Annotated in this window: 14 protein-coding genes; 7 read left to right on the plus strand and 7 right to left on the minus strand. The window is 27.5% G+C overall.

Annotated elements, in window-relative coordinates:
- Positions 1-2: 2 nt before the first annotated feature.
- From EGN60_RS00160 to EGN60_RS00170, 3 genes are all read right to left on the minus strand, one after another.
- The gene (locus EGN60_RS00160) at positions 3-1,967 is read right to left on the minus strand and encodes an ATP-binding cassette domain-containing protein (protein WP_124724092.1); all 1,965 of its coding nucleotides are present in this window, start codon (positions 1,965-1,967) and stop codon (positions 3-5) included.
- A gap of 26 nt (positions 1,968-1,993) precedes the next feature.
- Positions 1,994-2,965 (minus strand): hypothetical protein, encoded by a 972-nt coding sequence (locus EGN60_RS00165; protein WP_124724093.1) that lies wholly within the window; start codon positions 2,963-2,965, stop codon positions 1,994-1,996.
- Between the two features lie 74 nt (positions 2,966-3,039).
- On the minus strand, positions 3,040-5,157 hold the full coding sequence (locus tag EGN60_RS00170) for a P68 family surface lipoprotein (protein WP_170149950.1): 2,118 nt from the start codon (positions 5,155-5,157) through the stop codon (positions 3,040-3,042).
- Between the two features lie 240 nt (positions 5,158-5,397).
- Between EGN60_RS00170 and EGN60_RS00175 the strand changes: the two genes are divergently transcribed.
- Positions 5,398-6,000 (plus strand): ribonuclease HII, encoded by a 603-nt coding sequence (locus tag EGN60_RS00175; protein ID WP_124724095.1) that lies wholly within the window; start codon positions 5,398-5,400, stop codon positions 5,998-6,000.
- A gap of 17 nt (positions 6,001-6,017) precedes the next feature.
- On the opposite strand, the gene argS is transcribed toward EGN60_RS00175, so the two are convergent.
- A complete protein-coding gene (argS, locus tag EGN60_RS00180; protein WP_124724096.1) occupies positions 6,018-7,643 on the minus strand; it encodes an arginine--tRNA ligase in 1,626 nt (541 codons plus the stop codon).
- A gap of 56 nt (positions 7,644-7,699) precedes the next feature.
- On the opposite strand from argS, the gene cysS reads away from it, so the two are divergent.
- The gene (gene cysS / locus EGN60_RS00185; RefSeq protein WP_124724097.1) at positions 7,700-8,908 is read left to right on the plus strand and encodes a cysteine--tRNA ligase; all 1,209 of its coding nucleotides are present in this window, start codon (positions 7,700-7,702) and stop codon (positions 8,906-8,908) included.
- Positions 8,908-9,594 (plus strand): 23S rRNA (guanosine(2251)-2'-O)-methyltransferase RlmB, encoded by a 687-nt coding sequence (gene rlmB / locus EGN60_RS00190; RefSeq protein ID WP_124724098.1) that lies wholly within the window; start codon positions 8,908-8,910, stop codon positions 9,592-9,594. Before cysS ends, rlmB begins: the two co-directional genes overlap by 1 nt.
- Positions 9,595-9,637: 43 nt before the next feature.
- On the opposite strand, the gene arcC is transcribed toward rlmB, so the two are convergent.
- The 3 genes from arcC to EGN60_RS00205 all read right to left on the minus strand — a co-directional run bounded on the left by arcC (position 9,638) and on the right by EGN60_RS00205 (position 12,413).
- Positions 9,638-10,573: a carbamate kinase gene (gene arcC / locus EGN60_RS00195; RefSeq protein ID WP_124724099.1), complete on the minus strand. Its 936-nt coding sequence runs from the start codon at positions 10,571-10,573 to the stop codon at positions 9,638-9,640.
- A 2-nt stretch (positions 10,574-10,575) separates the two neighbouring features.
- Positions 10,576-11,619 (minus strand): ornithine carbamoyltransferase, encoded by a 1,044-nt coding sequence (gene argF / locus EGN60_RS00200; RefSeq protein ID WP_124724100.1) that lies wholly within the window; start codon positions 11,617-11,619, stop codon positions 10,576-10,578.
- Positions 11,620-11,924: 305 nt separating this feature from the next.
- Positions 11,925-12,413 carry a large conductance mechanosensitive channel protein MscL gene (locus tag EGN60_RS00205; RefSeq protein ID WP_124724101.1) on the minus strand — a complete coding sequence of 163 codons (489 nt, stop codon included), beginning with the start codon at positions 12,411-12,413 and terminating at the stop codon, positions 11,925-11,927.
- Positions 12,414-12,540: 127 nt separating this feature from the next.
- Here EGN60_RS00205 and EGN60_RS00210 point away from each other — a divergent pair, with 127 nt between their 5' ends.
- From EGN60_RS00210 to EGN60_RS03455, 4 genes are all read left to right on the plus strand, one after another.
- Positions 12,541-14,265 (plus strand): ribonuclease J, encoded by a 1,725-nt coding sequence (locus tag EGN60_RS00210; protein WP_124724102.1) that lies wholly within the window; start codon positions 12,541-12,543, stop codon positions 14,263-14,265.
- An 80-nt stretch (positions 14,266-14,345) separates the two neighbouring features.
- Positions 14,346-16,271, plus strand: a complete 1,926-nt coding sequence (locus EGN60_RS00215; RefSeq protein ID WP_124724103.1) for a DNA gyrase/topoisomerase IV subunit B — start codon at positions 14,346-14,348, stop codon at positions 16,269-16,271.
- A 6-nt stretch (positions 16,272-16,277) separates the two neighbouring features.
- Entirely contained in the window at positions 16,278-17,951 is a 1,674-nt protein-coding gene (locus EGN60_RS03450) for a DNA topoisomerase (ATP-hydrolyzing) (protein WP_245979662.1), read from the plus strand.
- Positions 17,885-19,054, plus strand: coding sequence for a DNA gyrase C-terminal beta-propeller domain-containing protein (locus EGN60_RS03455; RefSeq protein WP_245979663.1), 1,170 nt, complete (start codon positions 17,885-17,887; stop codon positions 19,052-19,054). The genes EGN60_RS03450 and EGN60_RS03455 overlap by 67 nt, the downstream gene beginning before the upstream one ends.
- Positions 19,055-19,069 lie beyond the last annotated feature (15 nt).

Here is a 19,069-nt window from a genome sequence, read left to right on the forward strand (position 1 = left end):
TTTTATACACGTTCCTTAGTATTTACATCAAATAAGTGGAACAATGACTCATGTTTAATATTTAATTTAACAAGTTCGCCAACTTCATAACGGTCTTTAGCACCTAAAAATACGTTAGCAATTTTGTCTAATTTTTCAATATAAATTTGAGCTTGAATTTCTTTTCCAAGATATTCAACAACTTTAATTTTGCCTTCAATTACACCATTTTGATCTTCTATTAAGTTTTCTCCTCTAAATCCTAAATCAATTCTTGATTTTGCATAGTTAGCAGGAGCTTTAGCAACTTTTTTGCCTTCGTATAAAACGTTTCCAGATTTGACATCTGTTTCAACGATTGTCATTTCAGGCATACCTAAGAATCTGGCAACAAATTCATTTTTAGGTTTTAAATATAATTCCATTGGTGAACCAATTTGTTGAACTTGAGCAGTTGACATACATACAATCTTGTCACTAATTGACATAGCTTCTTCTTGATCGTGAGTAACGAAAACTGTTGTGATACCTAATTCTTGTTGAATTGAACGTATTCATTTTCTTGTTGAAATACGTAATTTAGCATCTAAGTTAGATAAAGGTTCATCTAATAATAGAATTTTAGGTTTTTTAACAATAGCACGTGCAATAGCAACACGTTGTTGTTGACCACCTGATAATTGAGTTGGACGTTTTGCTAAGTTTTTAGTAATGTCAACTCTTTTTGCTACTTCTAGAACATCTTTAACTTTAGCTTCTTCTACTGTTAAAACATCTTTTGATAATATTTCAACTTCTTTTTGTAGTTCTTCAGGTAATAAAGCGATACTTCCAGAAATATTATTATCAAAGCTTTTAATTTTAATTCCTAATTTTTCTAAAACAGGACCTAAAGCTTGATAAACAGCTTCTTTATATTCTAATTCTGTAGATTTTGAAACTGCTATATATCTTTGTTTAATTTCTTGAATTTTTTCTTTTAATTCTGATTGTTTTTGAACTAATTTTTTGTCATCTAATTCTTTTTTAGCTAATTTAATAGCAAGTTTATTATTTTGTTTTGCTTCTTTATATTTGGTTGAATATTCTAATTTTAGTGAAGCTTCTTTTTGTTTTCTTTCTTTGATTAATCCTGAACGTTTATTTGAAAATGCAGATGATAATTCTTTTAACTCATCTTTGTATTGTTTAACCAATTCGTCATTGTTTTTTAATTGAGCTTGTTCAATTAATTTTTTAAGTTCAAAAGATTTAACGTTGTATTCAGATCTTTCAGTTTGTATTTGTGATTCTGTTTCTAAACGATTGTTTTTAATATCTTTTAAAACTTTTTTAGTCAAATTAGTTAATTCAGCAACGTTTTTTGTTTCTAAGAAATTTACTTTGTTTACTTCGTCATCAATTATGTCATTAAATTCTGATTCAAGTTCCGTCAAGTATTTTCTAGTTTCTTTTGGATTATCAATTGAGTAGTAGCATTTTGTTTCAATATCTTTAATAATATCTTCTGAAACGCCTGCATTTCTTAAAATTAATTCAAAAATTTTGTTTTTAGCTAATTTTGTTTTTTCAATTGTTTCTTCTCTTCAGTGTTTATCGTTTGATAGAGGAAAAGCAATATTTTCATAAACCGACATATGAGGATATAAAGCATAGTTTTGGAAAACTAAACCTAACTCTCTTTGTTGTGGTGAATATTTAGTAACGTCAATTCCTGAGAAAAAGATTTTACCACTTGTTGGTCTTAGTAGACCTGCAATAGCATTAAGAGTTGTAGTTTTACCAGAACCTGAAGGCCCAAGTAATGTAACTAACTCTCCTCTTTCTATTGAAAATGAAGCGTTATCTACTGCTAGAGATTCTCCGAAATCTATAACTAGATTACGAATTTCGATAGCAGGAATATTTTTTTTCATTTCATAACGTTGTTTAGAGAAACTATGAATATCTTTTTGAGTTAATTCTTCTGTACTTTTTACTTTTTTCATAGTTATTCCTTAAATAATGTATAAATCTATTTTTTTAATTCTAATACTTTATAAATATTGTTTTTTTCATTTGCTAATGAAGGTTTTTCTCATAGTTTTGGATGCAATATAGGTAATGAACTATTTACAATTGATACACCATGATCTTTGTATTCTTTAGAAAACACATATGGATTTGCAAATGATGTTGGAGCACCATAAAATCCTCTTTTTTCTAAAATACCTTCATTAAATGCATAAGCTGCATATGGTAATAAATAACTTCTAATTGGTTTAGCGTTTTCTTGTGGTAAATCTAAATCATTTGAAAATGCAAATGCTTCATTACCATCTAATCTTGCTAGTGTATAACCTGCGGCCAACATTTCTATTCCAAAGTTTCTTTCAAAGTTATCTCCAAAGAAAACGTAAGCAACAAAACGATTGTATGATTTTGAAGCTCAATTTTCAGCAACTACTCTTACTCTTGTGCCTAATGGAAGCATGCTTTTTGCATAATCACTATCCATTTTTGCCAAGCCTCTTTCTCTTGGAGTTGCTGAAGGAGTATTTTCTTCAAGTGTATCTATCATTGGAATTCTTATTGAAATTTCATCTGGAATTTCTATTCTGCCTGAAGCTACTGCTTTAGGTTGTTTTGTAATTCTAACCCTCACAGTGTCACCATCTGCTATTCTAGTGATTTCACCTTCTGCATAATTAAATAAATCTCATAATTTTATTTGTCTTGAAACAATTTCACCACTGTCGTTTCTAATTCTTTGTTTTACTTCTTGGTCAAAAACTTTTCCAACGTGTTTGTAATCACTGAAATCAACAGGGTATGATGCTTTAATTAAATTTTTGACATTTTCGCTTTTTGCTTCTAATTTAATGTCATTTTTTGTTAAAGCTGATGTTCCTTCGTCTTTTTTAGCACATGAAATTGCTGCTATAGGAACTAATGTAGTTGCGGATAGCAAAGAAGAAGAAACTAAAAATTTAGTTATTTTTTTCATCTTTGTCCTTTGTATTTCATAAAAACAATAACCAAAATGAATTGGTTAATTGTTAATATTATTTTTATTATAAATTAAGCGGTAAATACACGTTTAATTGCAGCTAAGAAATCGTTAAATGATTTAACAGTTCCAGCAGCAGCATCAGACATAGCTGATTTACCAGCAGATGTAATAGCTTGTCTTAAAGGATCTGAGTTTGTTGAGGCAACGTCAGAAGCTACTATTCATTCTGGATTTTCAACGGTTTTCTTAAATGCTTTATAAGCCACTTGATTACCTAAAGTTAATTTTGTAATTTCAGGATCTGTTACTTGATGTTTAAAGAATGCTTCTGTAGGTGAAATATAACCACCATATAAGTTAAATGCGTCTAATGGAGTAACGTTTGTAAATTCCTTACCTGAAATGTTAATTGAAGGTAATTGTTCTTTCATAATTCAACCAATGAATAATTTTGTTGCTTTATCTTCTTGTTCGTTAGCGTGAATACCGATTAGTGATGGTCCTTGTTCAAAAACTGCGTGTTTTGGATCTTCACTACTGTATTGACTTGGAACACCAATTCAGTCTGCATCAGAGAAGTTAACACTTCCTGGTTGTGCACCTAAAGTTTTTTTGGTAATTAAATTTGTAGATTTTAAAATGTAAAACTTAATGTCATCTTGTGCACCTCTAACTGATTTTTTAAATGCGCCGTTTAATTCAACACTTTCAATTTCCACTTTTTGTTTGGTTGCACCATTGTTGCCAGTTTTTAAATTAACATGAGTTGCATCTCCAGGTATAGTTTCAGCCACTAAACTAGAAACTACATAGTGATCTTTAAAACCTTTTATTTGATTTGCTAATGTTGGATCAATTTCATATGTATATTTTCTATTGTTTACTTGACCAGGAGCAACATAATTGTCAGTTTTATCTACTGATGCTTTTCATAAACCAAATAGTTTTGATGTATCTCCATCTTTAACTGTAATTTTGAAAATTCCATTTTTGTCTATTACATCATTAGTGTTATTATATGTATATGAAACTTCACCATCTTTGATGTAGGTATGTGAGAAACCTGCTGTTGAACCCATACTCATTGCTAATTGGTAGTTAACTAAATTACTTGAACCATATGCTCCAGCTCCACCAATTCAAACAGCTTTATTTTCAATTCCTTTTAGAACTAATTCAGTAATTTTCTTAAATGTTTTGTATTCGTTAGATGATGGATCATTTAAGAATTTGCTGTAATCTCATCCACCTGTTGTTAATTTTTCAGGGTTAGGTGTAATATAACCTTTTGTTACATCGCCGCCTGAAATAGATGCAGACATAATGTTGATTGCATTAGGTAATGAGTCAAAACCAATTACGTAATTATTTGAATCAGTTGGGAATAACATTTTTGCTGCAATAGCAAAGTTAATTAATTTTTCATATGAATCAAAAATTGAGTCATCAATTGGGAATGTTATGTATTTAGAAAGTTGTTCTTTTGTAACAGTTTGACTTTCATTTCCCCATTTAGCATCAATAGCTTTCTTTTCTGCTGCATTTTCTGTAGCATTATAAAAGCCAACGTATTTTGTAACTAGAGTGTTATTTTGGTCTGCTTTTGGAAAACCTTTTTTAATAACTGCATCTAATAATTTACCTAATAAAGGTTTTGCCACTGCGATCATTTCTGATGAACGTGACATAGGAACAACGATTTTTTGTTTTGCTGTGTTTCCGGCAATTGTGTCGTTAACACCTCCAAAAGATTTTGCAATACCAAATTGTGAATATTCTTCATCACTAACTGGTAATCCCATACGGTTTTGTAAAATTGCAGATGCTGCTGCTGGGTAGTTAGTAATTAAGTTTCAGAAAGTAGCATTGTCTTTTGATGTTAATTTTGTTGTTAATGTATTTGTGTTATAACCACCAGCTAATCATTCAATGTCAACTGGTAAATATCCTTCAGCTGCTTTATTGTTAGCTTGGATTCAATCATTATATTTTTCAACGATAGCATTTAAAGCTGTACCTTGAGGTCCGTTTGCAGAGAATCCTGCTGCTAATTTTATTTTGCCATCATATTTTTGATCAAAACCAAATTGGCTTTTTGTACCACCACATGATGCTGCAACGGCACTAATTGAAGCGGTTGCTGCTAATGATGAAACAGCTAAAATTATTTTGTGTAATTTTTTCATACTTTTTAAAAATTTCCCTTTCAAGTTTAGAAAAAATAAAACAACCAAAAATAGGCCAAAGCTATTTTTTGGTTGCATGCAATGTGAAAGTTTTTAAATATTCTGTGTTTTTCACAATTGAAATTATAAAATAAAAATGTAAATTTTGTACAAATTTACTAAAAAAATGCGTCTATTTTTTTTTGTTAAATAAACAAACCATATTATTATACCACAAAACTAAAATGTTATAATATTTATATGCTAAATTTTGAAAAAAAGTTGAAAAACTATAAAAATCTTGAATACATTTGCGGCTGTGATGAAGCTGGCAGAGGACCTTCTGCAGGCCCATTATATGCCGCTTGTGTTATTATGTCTAAAGATTATATTAATCATGATATTAATGATTCAAAAAAACTTTCTATTAAAAAAAGAGAACATTTATATAATGAAATTATTAAAAATGCTTTAGATTATTTTATTATAAAAAAAGATGCTTTATTTGTTGATAAATATAATCCTAAAGCAAGTTCTAAAATAGCAATGAAAGAAGCTATTTTAGCTTTAAAAATAAAACCTGATTTAGTTATTAGTGATTATGAAAAAATAGATTTAGATATTAATCAAATTAATTTAATAAAAGGTGATGAACAAGCTTTTTCAGTAGCATGTGCATCTATTTTAGCTAAAGTTTCAAGAGATAAAGAAATGCTTGAAATAGCTAAAAAATATCCAGGGTATGATTTTGAAAATAATAAAGGTTATTTTACTAAAAAACATAAATTAGGAATAGAAAAATTAGGTTTGTGTAAAGAACATAGATTATCTTATAAAAATATTAAAGCATATATAAAAAAATAAGAGAGTTGATGACTCTCTTACATTTTTTCAGGGCTTTCAATTCCCATTAATCCTAGACCGTTTGCTAAAACAATTTTTGTTGCTTTAACTAAAGCAGCATAATTTTTTTCTTTATCTGTATTTAAAATTCTTGTGTTTGAATAAAATGAGTTAAATGAACGGGCTAATTTTAATAAATAAGGTGCCAATAAATTAACTTTATATGTTTTAGCCATTGTTGCAATTAAATCAGGATATTCTTTTAAATCGTTAACAAGTTTTTGAGCAAATTCATCAGTGTATTCTTCTGCTAATAAATTTTCCTCATTTACTTTTTTAAGTAGTTGTGCACAACGCGCATGAGCATATTTAATAATGTACATTGGGTTAGATTCATCTGCAGATAAAACTTTTTTAACGTCAAAATCAATTTTTGAATTATAAGAACGATCAATTAAGAAAAATCTCATTGCATCTTTTCCTACTAAATCTAGCATTTCACGCATTGTTAATGAAGTTCCTAAACGTTTAGACATTTTCATTTCTTTACCATCTTTTATTACTCTAATTAATTGTAAAGCAATGATTTCAAGTTGATCACGTCTTCAACCTAAGTCAACAAATGAGTATTTAACTCTTTCAATATATCCAGAGTGATCAGCTCCTCAAACGTCAATAATTTTCCCATTAACTGGATCATTTAAATTAGCCATTTTTTGATCATGATATGCAATGTCTGCACAGAAATAAGTTGAGTCACCATTTGATTTAATGATTACACGATCTTTATCATCATATCCACCTTCAGTGGTTTTTAATCAAGTTGCTACATCTTGAACATAAACATTTTTTAATCTTCTTATTGCAGGTCAAACTAAATCTTTTTGGTATTGTTCAGTTTCTGAAGTATATAAATCAAAAGAAATACCAAAACGTGCTAAATCTTTATTAATGTTTTTTAAAGCAATGTCACGACCTTTTTGTCTAAAGATTTGTCTTATTTCATCTGTATATTCGACATCTTTATATTTGTCTTTTATTTCTTCATAATATTCTTGGGCAAATTCTACAATATCTCCACCATTATAACCATCTTCTGGCATAGGGAAGTCTTTGTTTCAAATTTGTTGATATCTAGCAAATAAAGATGCTGCTAGATTATTCATTTGATTTCCATAATCGTTTACTAAGTATTCACGCACAACTCGGTGTCCAGCTTTTTCTAAAATAGAACATAATGTTGCTCCAACAGCAGCATTTCTTGCATGTCCTATGTGTAAATATCCAGTAGGATTAGCTGACACTCATTCAACGTTAATTGCTCCTTTTCCTTCTTTAGATAAATCACCATAGTGATCACCTAATTTTATAATTGTATTTACAATATCAGCTAACACAGAGTTTGAAATTCAGAAATTAATAAATCCAGGCGCTGCCACTTCTATATTTGAAATTTCTGAATATTTTTTTAAATCAATATTTTTAACAATTTCATTTGCTATATCCATTGGTTTTTTGTTTAAATCTTTAGCTAAAGTTAAAGCTAGATTAGTTGCATAATCACCATGGGTTTTAGATTCTGTTAAAATAATTAATTTACTTACATTCATTTTGTCAAGTGCTTCTTGTAGAGAAGCAATAATAATATCTTTTGTTGCGTTCATATTAGTAATTATACAACTTTTTTTAAAAATCCAGTTTAATGGTTATAATCTTTAATATGAAAAGATATTATTTATGTGGCCCAACTGTTTATAATTATCCTCATATTGGTAATATGCGCCCTATTGTAACTTTTGATTTAATGATTAGATCACAAAGATACTTAGGCGAAGAGGTTTATTTTTTACATAACATTACTGATATTGATGACAAGATAATTTTAAAAGCCAAACAAGAAAACAAAACTGAAAAAGAAATTTCAAGTTATTATGAAGCTTATTATTTAAATTTATTTAAAACTTTTAATTTAGAAATGCCAACTAAAATAATAAGAGTTACTGATTCATTAAATGACATGTATGAATATATTAATGAACTTATAAAAGTAGAGGCAGCTTATAGAATAGGAGGCAACATCTTTTTTGATGTTGCTAAATATAAAGACATTTATGGAACTATAAGCAATCAGAAATTAGAAGCATTAAAACATGTTGAAGATGATGGAGCTTTAGGCAAAAAAAATAGTTTTGATTTTACATTATGAAAAGATACAACTGATGGAATTAAATTTTCAAGTCCATGAGGTTTAGGACGTCCTGGTTGACATACTGAATGTAGTTGTTTTATTTATAAATATTTTAATAAAGAACAATTAGATATTCATGGTGGAGGAATAGATTTAATTTTTCCTCATCATGAAAATGAAAATATTCAACATTATGCTTTAACAGAACAAAATATAGCTAAAGACTGAATTCATTTTGGAACTTTAAATTATAAAAACGAAAAGATGTCTAAATCAATTGGTAATATTATTTATCCTCATAACTTTTTAGAAGATTATGACGCTGATAGCTATAAACTTTTAATGCTGACAACTAATTATTCAAAACCAATTAATGTAACAGAAGAACTTTTAGAAGTAAATCAAAATCAAATTAATAAGCTAAAAACTATAGTTAAAAAAATCCAATTATTAAATTTAAATTTAGATATTGATAAAAATTTAGTTAATGAATTAATAAACAAATTTGCAAAATTAGATTTTGCAAATGGTTATAGAGACTTAATTGCTTTAATAAAAAAACAAGATAACTGAGGAACTTTAAAAGAAGTATTTAGAATCTTAGGTTTTAATTTTGTTTATGAAGTTGTAAGTGAAGAAGATATTAATTTATATAAAAACTGAAATGAATTAATAGCTAAAAAAGATTATTCAGAAGCTGATAAATTAAGAGAAATGTTAATTAAAAAAGGACTTTTATAATGAAAAACTATATTTTTGGAAAAAATTCAGTCCTTGAAGCTTTAGAAGCTAATTATCCAATTAAAAAAATATATTTATTAAATGGATTAAAAAATACAAATTTAAAATTTAAAAACATTGAATATTTACCTTTAGAAAAATTAAATAAATTAGTTAAAGGAAATCATCAAGGTTATGTTGCTGAAATTGATGAATTTAAATATGATGATTTAGGCGTTATTTTAAAAGATAAAGCTCAAAATGTTTTAATGTTAGATCATATTCAAGATCCACAAAATTTTGGTGCAATCATGCGTTCATGTTCTGTTTTTAATATTAAGCATATTATTATTCCAAAAGATAGAGCATGTGATGTAACTGCAACTGTTTTAAAAACTTCGTCAGGTGGATTTAGAGATATTAAAGTTATTAAAGTTGCTAGTTTATTTGATGCTTTAAAAAAACTTAAAGAAAATGGTTTTTGAGTTTATGCAACTGCTTTAAATAAAAATGCATCAAAATTACATAAAACAACATTTAATAATCCTTGTTTATTAATAATGGGAAATGAAGCAAATGGTGTTTCAAACACTTTATTAAAACATAGTGATCAAATTGTTTATATTGAACAAGATGAAAACAGTGTTCAATCATTAAATGTATCTGTTGCAACAGGAATTTTATTATATGAATTAACAAAAAAATAGTCAGGGAGTAAATCCTTGACTATTTTTTAGCTTTAATTATATATTAGTCCAAAGTAACTTTTGTACCAATTTTTTCTGCAATGATGTCTTCTAGGTCTTTTAGATCACCGATAAAGGCAGCTTTTCCACCTTCTTCAACGAATTTGATTGCAGCTTGTACTTTTGGTAACATACTTCCTGGCGCAAATTGGTTTTCATCGATGTATTTTAATAGATCAGATTTTGTAACATGTTTTAGATCTTTTTGATCTGGTTTTCCGTAGTTTACTTTAACAAAGTCAACTGCTGTTAAAACAATGAAATAATCAGCTTTTGCTAAAACAGCCATTTTTGCTAATGCAAAGTCTTTATCAATAACTCCGTCAACTCCGTGAATAAAGCCATTTTCATCTTTAATAGTAGGGATACCTCCACCACCACCAACGATAACAGTAGCTCCTGATTTAATAGCATTTTTAATTTGGTTAATTCCAACGAAGTTAATTGGTTTAGGTGAAGCAACAACTTTTCTGTAGCCACGACCTGCATCTTCTACAATAACACTGTTTGGGTTTGCAGCTTCAGCTTCTTCACGTGAAGCAAAGAAAGGACCAATAGGTTTAGTTGGTTTTTGGAAAGCTGGGTCTTTTTCATCTACTAATGTTTGTGTTAAGATGTATAGAACTTCTTTTTCGCTTAAACCTTCTGTTGTAAACGCATTTGTAATAGCGTTAACCATGTGATATCCAATGTATCCTTGGCTCATTGCTCCTGCTTCTGGTAAAGGAACTAAAGGAGATTTTTCATTTACTGAATGTGCACTAACAAAGCCGTTGAAAATCATTCCAACTTGAGGTCCATTTCCGTGACCAACAATAACTTCGTGTCCTGCTTTAACTAATTCAGCGATTTTTTTTGCTGGTAATTTTACTAATTCTTTTTGTTCTTCAGGATTGTTTCCTAAAGCATTACCACCTAGGGCAATAACAATTCTACTCATAATTAGTATCCTAATGTAGCTAAAATAATAGCTTTAATTGTGTGCATACGGTTTCCAGCTTGTTGAATTGATTTGTTGTATTTTGATTGGAATACTTCGTCAGTAACTTCCATAGCACCTGTTGCTACAACTGGGTATTTAGCTCCAAATTTTTCTTTAATTTCTGATGAGAATAAAGTATGGTCATCGTGGAATGCTGGTAAACAGTGTAAGAAAATAACACTTTCTTTAGCAGCTTTAATCATAGCCATATCAACTTGGAAAGCACCTAATTCTTGAATACGAGGTTCAAATAATGAGAAGTCTTCTCCTAATGATACTCAAACGTCTGTGTAAATTGCATCTGCGTTTTTAGCAGCTTCTAATTTATTGTCAGAAAATTCTACTGAACCACCATTACGTTTAAATAATTCTTGACATTTTTGGAATACTTCTTTGTGGTCTGGTCCATTTTTAACGATTTCTCATTGTGCTTTAGGTCCACATAAAACAATGTTAACACCAAAGAATGCAGCACCAATTAATAATGAACGAGCAACGTTGTTTTTGATATCTCCAGCAAAAACTAATTTTTTACCTTTTAAATCTCCAACAAATTCTTTCATTGTTAAATAGTCAGCAAACATTTGTGTTGGGTGTTCTGCGTCTGTTAAACCGTTTCATACTGCAACACCTGAGTATTTTGCTAATGCTTCAACATCTGATTGTTTAAATCCACGGAATTCAATACCATCGTACATTTGTCCTAAAACCATAGCTGTATCTTCGATTGATTCTTTTTTACCAAAGTTTGATCCGGCTGGGCCAATGTATGTACAGCTTGCTCCTAAATCAGCTGCTGCTACTTCAAAAGCACAACGTGTTCTTGTTGAGTCTTTTTGAAACATGATAACAATGTTTTTTCCTACTAAAGGACGGTTGTTTGTGTGTAGTCCCATTGCTTTAGCTCTTTTTAAATCTAAAGATAAGTCTAAAACATAGTTAATTTCATCTGTGGTGAAGTTTAGAGCTGAATCTAAACTACGACCTTTAAGATTCATAGGCATATTTTTCTCCTTAACTAAAATCTGTAATATTAAATTATTTATATTTATAGTGTTTCTAAAATAAACACATATCTAAATTATACATTTTTTATTAATATTTTTAACTTAGAGAAAAAATTTGACTTATAAAAATCATCTATTTTTTTAAAAAAGATTTTTCTTTTAGTTTTTATAAAAAAATAAAATAAATAAAAACTTTTGTATATAATTACGCACTTTTAAATTGAAAAATTATTCTTAATTTAAGTTTTATTTTCATTTTTTTAAAATAAAAAACTAGATTTTTGAAAATCTAGTTCATTTTGTTATTTTTTAGGTTGATTTTGGTTTAAATTTTCATTTAGTTTTTTTAATTCTGCTAGAATTAGTTCTTCAGTTGTTAAAGTTGGTTGTTCTACTTTTTCTTCTTCAATTGGTTCACTTTTTGCTTTAAAGTAAAGTGAAGCATTTCTAATTAAATAAACAGTAAATAAACCAACAAAAATAAATGCTGAAACAATACTAAATTGAATTAAAGCAGCTAAAAACTTACCTATATAAATTCCACCAACTACTTTTCCACTTGCGTCGAATTTAGGTCAAACAACAAAATCGTCTACTTTTAAATTCATCGCTCTTGTAATAGCTGACATAATAACGTCGTTTGCTAATGAAGAAACTAAAGCTCCAAATGAAGCTCCTAATAATAGCCCAATAGCTAACATAAACATGTTTCCTCTTGCAACTACTTTTTTAGCTTCATCAAAAGCATTTCTAACATACTTTCTTTTTTTGTCTAATTCTTTTTGTGTCATACCTTAATTATAAAATAAAAATTAAGTTTGTTGATTATTTAAAAATTTAATTATTTTTATGTAAAATAATAATAATTAAAACCTGAAATTTATTTTATTAATAATTATATATAAGGAGAAAAACTAAATGAAACCAACGAAAATCTTTGGCTTAGGTGGAATGCAAGAAATTGGTAAAAGTACTTTAATAATTCATTATGACAAAAGTATTTTTATTATAGATACAGGTATTAAATTTGCTGATACATTTGTTACTGGAATTAATGGATCTATTCCAGATTTTAGTTATTTACAAGAACATCAAGATGAAATAGAAGGTCTTTTTATAACACATGGACATGAAGATCATATTGGTGGTGTTACATATTTAGTAAGTCAAGTTAATGTTAAAAAAATTATTGCTCCTAAAATTGCTATTCAATATTTAAAGCTTAAATTTAATGATTTAAAAATTAAAAGAAAAGTAGAATTTATAGAAATTGATAAAGACATGCTTTTAGAATTTGGAGAATGTCAAGTTGATTGTTGAACTGCACAACATTCAATACCTGATGCTTTTGGAATTAGAATTAAGACTCCAAATGGTTCATTAATGATGACTGGAGATTTTAGATTTGATTATACTCCTATTGGAAATTTAACTGATTTTAATAAACTTAAAAAAATAGGTGATGAAGGCCTTGATGTTCTTTTTTCAGATTCAACTAATGCAATGCGTCCAAACCATTCACCATCTGAAAGTGATATTTTAAAAGATATTAGAAAATATATGGAACAAGCTGAGAAAAAAATTATAGTAACAGCTTTTGCATCTAATTTAACTAGAATTAAAGCCATTATTGAACTTGCTGCTGAAATGAATAAAAAAGTTGTAGCATTTGGTAGATCAATGGTTGATAATATTGATATAGGTCGTCGTTTAGGCTATATTCAAGTACCTGATGAAGTCTTTATTGATAAAAAAAGTGTTTCAAAATTTAATGATAATGAATTATTAATTTTAACAACAGGATCTCAAGGAGAAGAATTAGCAGGTCTTGCTAAAATGTCTTATGGAAAACATCCTCAAATCACAATTAAACACAAAGACACAATAATCTTTTCTTCAAGTCCAATTCCTGGAAATAGATCTAAAATTGAACTTTTAGTTAATAGACTTTATAAACTAGGGGCTATAATAAGAGAAAATGGAGTAGATGGATATTTACATACTTCAGGTCATGCTTATAAAGATGAACATTTAAAGATTTTTGAATTAACTAAACCTAAATATTTTATGCCATATCATGGTGAATATAGAATGAGTGTTGTTCATGGTTGAACAGCAACTGAAGCAGGTGTTAAAAAAGAAAATGTTGTAATTGCTAAATTAGGTGAAGTTTATTATTTAGAAAATCATGAGCTTAGATTATCTGATGAAAGAGTTTATTTTGGACCTGTATTTATTGATGGAACTGTTTTATCAAAATCAAATACAGAAGTTTTAAAACAAAGAATGGAATTAGCTCAAAACGGATTTATGCACGTTATTGTTGCAATTAATAGAGCAAAAAACTTAATTTTAGGAAAACCTAGAATTGTTTCACGTGGAGCTTTTTATGTTAAAAACTCTTTAAAATTAATTGAAGAAGCTAAAAGATTAGTTCACGGAGCAATTTTATATACAATTAAAAATAATAATGATTGATCAGTTCCTCAATTAAAACAATTAATTATTGATAGATTAGAATCATTTTTTTATAAATCAAAAAGAAGAAATGTAGTTATTTTACCAACTGTTTTATTTTCAGATTCTAAACCAAAAGAAAAAGATAATATCACATTTATTAATGACGTTTTATTAGACGATTAAATTAGGTTTATGCCTAATTTTTTTGTTTTTTAAAATTCATTTTATTTTTAAATATCAATGTTTTTATTATAATTACTAATATGAGTACAACAAATAATTATGATGCAAGTGACTTAAAAGTCTTAAAAGGTTTAGATGCAGTTAGAAAAAGACCTGGAATGTATATTGGTTCAACTGATAGTAATGGACTACATCACTTAATTTGAGAAATAGTAGATAATTCAATCGATGAAGCTTTAGCTGGCTTTGCAACTCAAATTAAAGTAGTTTTAAAAGTTGATGGTTCAGTAGTAATTGAAGATAACGGAAGAGGAATTCCAGTTAATAAACATGAATCAGGAAAAAGTGGAGTTGAGCTTGTTTTTACAGAACTTCATGCTGGAGGTAAGTTTTCAGAAGGTGTTTATAAAACAAGTGGTGGGCTTCACGGTGTTGGATCTTCTGTAGTAAATGCTTTATCTGAAAAACTAGAAGTAACAATATGAAGAGATAATAAAGAATACTTCACTGCTTTTAAACAAGATGAAATAATTCAAAAAACAAAAATAATAGGACCTTCAACAAAAAAAGGAACAAGAGTTCAATTTTGACCTGACTATGAACTTTTTAAAAAAGCAAAATTTTCAGGTGAAATTGTTAAAGAAAAATTACGTGAATCAAGTTTTTTAATTCCTAATTTAAAAATTCATTTTATTAATGAAAATAATAATGACAATGTAGTTTTTGAAACTCAAGAAGGAATTAAAGAATATATTAAATTTGTTTCTGAAAATAAAAAATTGTTAAGTAATATTTTTTATGTAAGCGGATCAGGCGGATATGATATAGATATTGATATAGCACTAGTTTACACTGATAACTATAGTGAAACAATTTACAGTTTTGTTAATAATGTTAAAACAAGAGATGGTGGAACTCATGAAACTGCTTTTAAAACAGCTTTAACAAAAACTATTAATGAATATGTTACTAAAAATAATTTATTAAAAAAAATAACTTTTGAAGGATCTGATGTAAGAGAAGGAATAATAGCAGTTATTTCTTTAAAAGTGCCTGAAAAAATTCTTGAGTTTGTGGGACAAACAAAAGATAAATTAGGGACTCCTGAAGCAAGAGAAGTAGTTGAAAATTTCTTTTCTGAAAAGTTTAATTTTTATTTAAATGAAAATAAACAAGAAGCTGAAAAAATAATTTCAAAAATTAAAAAAGCGTATGATGCAAAAATAGCTGCAAGAAATGCAAAAAGTGAAATAAGAAAAGCTAAAAGTAAATTAGAAAATAAAAAGATTTTATCAGGTAAATTAACACCTGCACAGTCAAAAAATCCAGCAGTTAAAGAATTATTTTTAGTCGAAGGTGATTCTGCTGGTGGTTCTGCTAAGTTAGGAAGAAATAGAGTTACTCAAGCAATCTTGCCTTTAAGAGGTAAAGTTATAAATACTGATAAAGCTAAACTAACTGATGTTTTAAATAATGAAGAAATTGCAACCATAATTAATACAATAGGTGCTGGAATCGGTGAAGATTTTAATATAAAAAATGCTCAATATAACAAAATTATAATTATGACCGATGCCGATACTGATGGAGCTCATATTCAAGTTTTACTATTAACATTTTTCTGAAGATATATGAAAAAACTTATTGAAGCAGGTATGGTTTATATTGCTTTACCTCCTTTATATAAAATTTCAATTAAAGGTTCTAATTCAAAACAATTTTATGCATGAGATGAAGGTGAATTAAAAGACATAACTTCAAAATACACAAATTATGAAATTCAAAGATATAAAGGACTTGGAGAAATGAATGCAGATCAGCTTTGAGAAACAACAATGAATCCAGAGACTAGATCAATTATTCAAGTTCACAGTGAAGATGATGGATTAACTGAAAGAAATGTTTCTACATTAATGAGTGATGATGTTAATGCTAGAAAAGTATGAATAAATAGCCATGTTGACTTTTCAAATGAAGATGATTTTAAAATAGATAATAAAAAGTAGGTATACATGAAAAAAAGTAGAAGAGATGAAATTGATATAGTTACTGAAAATATTATTGAAAAAAACATGGTTGAAATAATGTCAGATCGTTTTGGACGTTATTCAAAATACATTATTCAACAAAGAGCAATTCCTGATTCAAGAGATGGTTTAAAACCTGTTCAAAGAAGAATTTTATATTCAATGTGAAATTTGAAACTTAAAAATAAAGAACCTTTTAAAAAATCTGCAAGAATAGTTGGAGATGTTATAGGTAGATACCATCCACATGGTGATTCTTCTATTTATGAAGCTTTAATTAGAATGTGTCAAGAATGAAAAAGTAATTTTCCATTAATTGAAATGCATGGAAATAAAGGGTCAATTGATGATGACCCTGCTGCTGCTATGCGTTATACTGAATCAAGATTAGAAAAAATAACAGAGTTAATGCTAAAAGACCTTGATAGAAGAGTTGTTAAAATGGCACCTAACTTTGACGATTCAGAATATGAACCAATTGTTTTACCTGCTTTATTTCCTAATTTATTAGTAAATGGATCTAAAGGTATCGCTGCTGGTTTTGCAACTGAAATTCCACCACATAATTTAGGTGAAATAATTGATGCAACTGTTGCTTTTATAGATAATCCAGCAATATCTTTTGAAGAACTTTTAAAAATAGTAAAAGGACCAGATTTTCCAACAGGTGGAATAGTTTATGGTTTAAGCGGAATAAAAGATGCTTTAGAAACTGGTCAAGGAAAAATTTCAATTGCTTCAAAATATGAATTTATTTATAGTCCTAAAGATTCAAATAAAATTATTGCAATAGAAATAAAAGAAATTCCTTTTGGAGTTATAAAATCAAAATTAGTAGCCGACATTGACACAATTTGCATTGATAAAGAAATAAGTGGTATTAAAGAAGTAAGAGATGAATCAGATAGAAACGGGATTTCTATTTATATTGAATTAGAAGAAAATGCTAATGCTGAAGCAATTATTACTTATTTAATGAATAAAACTGATTTAAGAATTTCATATAACTATAATATGGTAGCAATTGATAATAATGCGCCAACACTTTTAAATTTACAAACAGCTTTATATTCATATATTAAACATTTAAAAGAAGTTAATAGAAATGGTATTGAATATGATTTAAAAAAATATGAACTTAGATTAGAAATAGTTAAAGGTTTTATTAAAGTAGCTGAAATATCAGATGAAGTTATTAGAATAATTAAAAACTCAGATAATTCTAAAAAAGGTGTTGTTTTAGCCTTAATGCAACATTTTGGTTTTTCAGAAATTCAAGCAACTGCTATAGCCGAACTTAGATTATATAAACTTTCAAGAATGGATCAAATTGAATTCCAAGCAGAAAAAGTTGAATTAGAAAAAAATATTGCACAATGCAATAAACTTTTAAACAATGCTTATGAATTTGATAATTACTTAATTAAACAACTTTTAGAAATTAAAAAAGAGTATGACGTAGCTAGAAAAACTGTTATTTCAGATGAAAAACTAGTAACTGAAGTAAATCAAAAATTATTAGCTAAAAATGAAGATTTTTATTTCATTGTTTCAAAACAAGGTTACACAAAAAAATTTCTTCAAAAATCTTTTTGTCAAATGAATGAAACAGTTACAAAATCAAAGAGGATGATGGGCTTTTATATTTTGATAAAATAAACTCTTTATCTAAATTAGTGTTCTTTACTAATTTAGGAAATTTCTTTGTTTTAGATGCTCATAATTTAAAAGATAGTCAATGAAAAGATTTAGGAATTCATATTTCTTCTTATACATCTTTAGAAACAAATGAAAGAGTTATAAGAGTAATGGAAGTTATTTCATTTAATAGTTATGTAGATGTAATTTTATTAACTAAAATGGGATATGCTAAAAAAGTAAAAATTTCTGAATTTGATTCAAAAACATTAGCTAAAACAAGAATTTGTATTTCATTTAAAAATGATGACGATGAATTAATTGATGCAAGAATAGGAAACAATGAAAAAGACATGTTTATTATTTTAAATAATGGAATGTATTATTTAATTAATGAAAATGTATTTTCAACTCCATTAGCTTTAAAAGCACAAGGTATAAAATTATTACCAAAATTGCAAGTGAATGAAAAAATATTTGTTAAAGCATTTTGTATGACTAACAAATTAAATATTGCAATTATGATAACAGAAGGCGGATATGCTAAAGCTTGAAAAATGCAAAATATTTCATCAACTTCAAGAACAAATAGAGGCTCTAAATTATTTATTAGTTTAAAAAATCAAAATCACCAAGCTCAAAGCTTAGAAATAAAAACACAAAGTCTTGAAATGTTTTATACTGATCAAAATAATACTATTCAAAAATTTGATTTAGCAGAAATTTTAAAAGATAAAAGTAGTATTGATAAATTAATTAAATTAAACTATCAATTTTTAAATGCTTCATCATTAATTGAACATTTAAAAATAGATGAATTAGTTGATCCTTCTATTGAAAAACAAAATGAAATTAAAGATGAATATGAAAAGAAATTAGCTAATGAACAAAATCTTGATTTAACAATGGAAACAACTTTAATGAAAAGATATTATCAAACTCCAATTAAGTTTGATAATGCAGAAGAAAATAATTATAATAAAGGTGAACAAGGTCAACTATTTGATGAAGATTTTGTTGATTTAGAAGCTAAAGAAAAAGACGTTAAAAAGCAATTAGAGGCTTTAGATAATTTAGATATTGATGGTCTTTTAACAAAAGTTAAACAAATTAGAAAAAAATAGATATAATATAATAAA

Origin of the sequence: Mycoplasma struthionis, assembly GCF_003855455.1 — a bacterium.
GTDB lineage: Bacteria > Bacillota_I > Bacilli_A > Mycoplasmatales > Metamycoplasmataceae > Metamycoplasma > Metamycoplasma struthionis.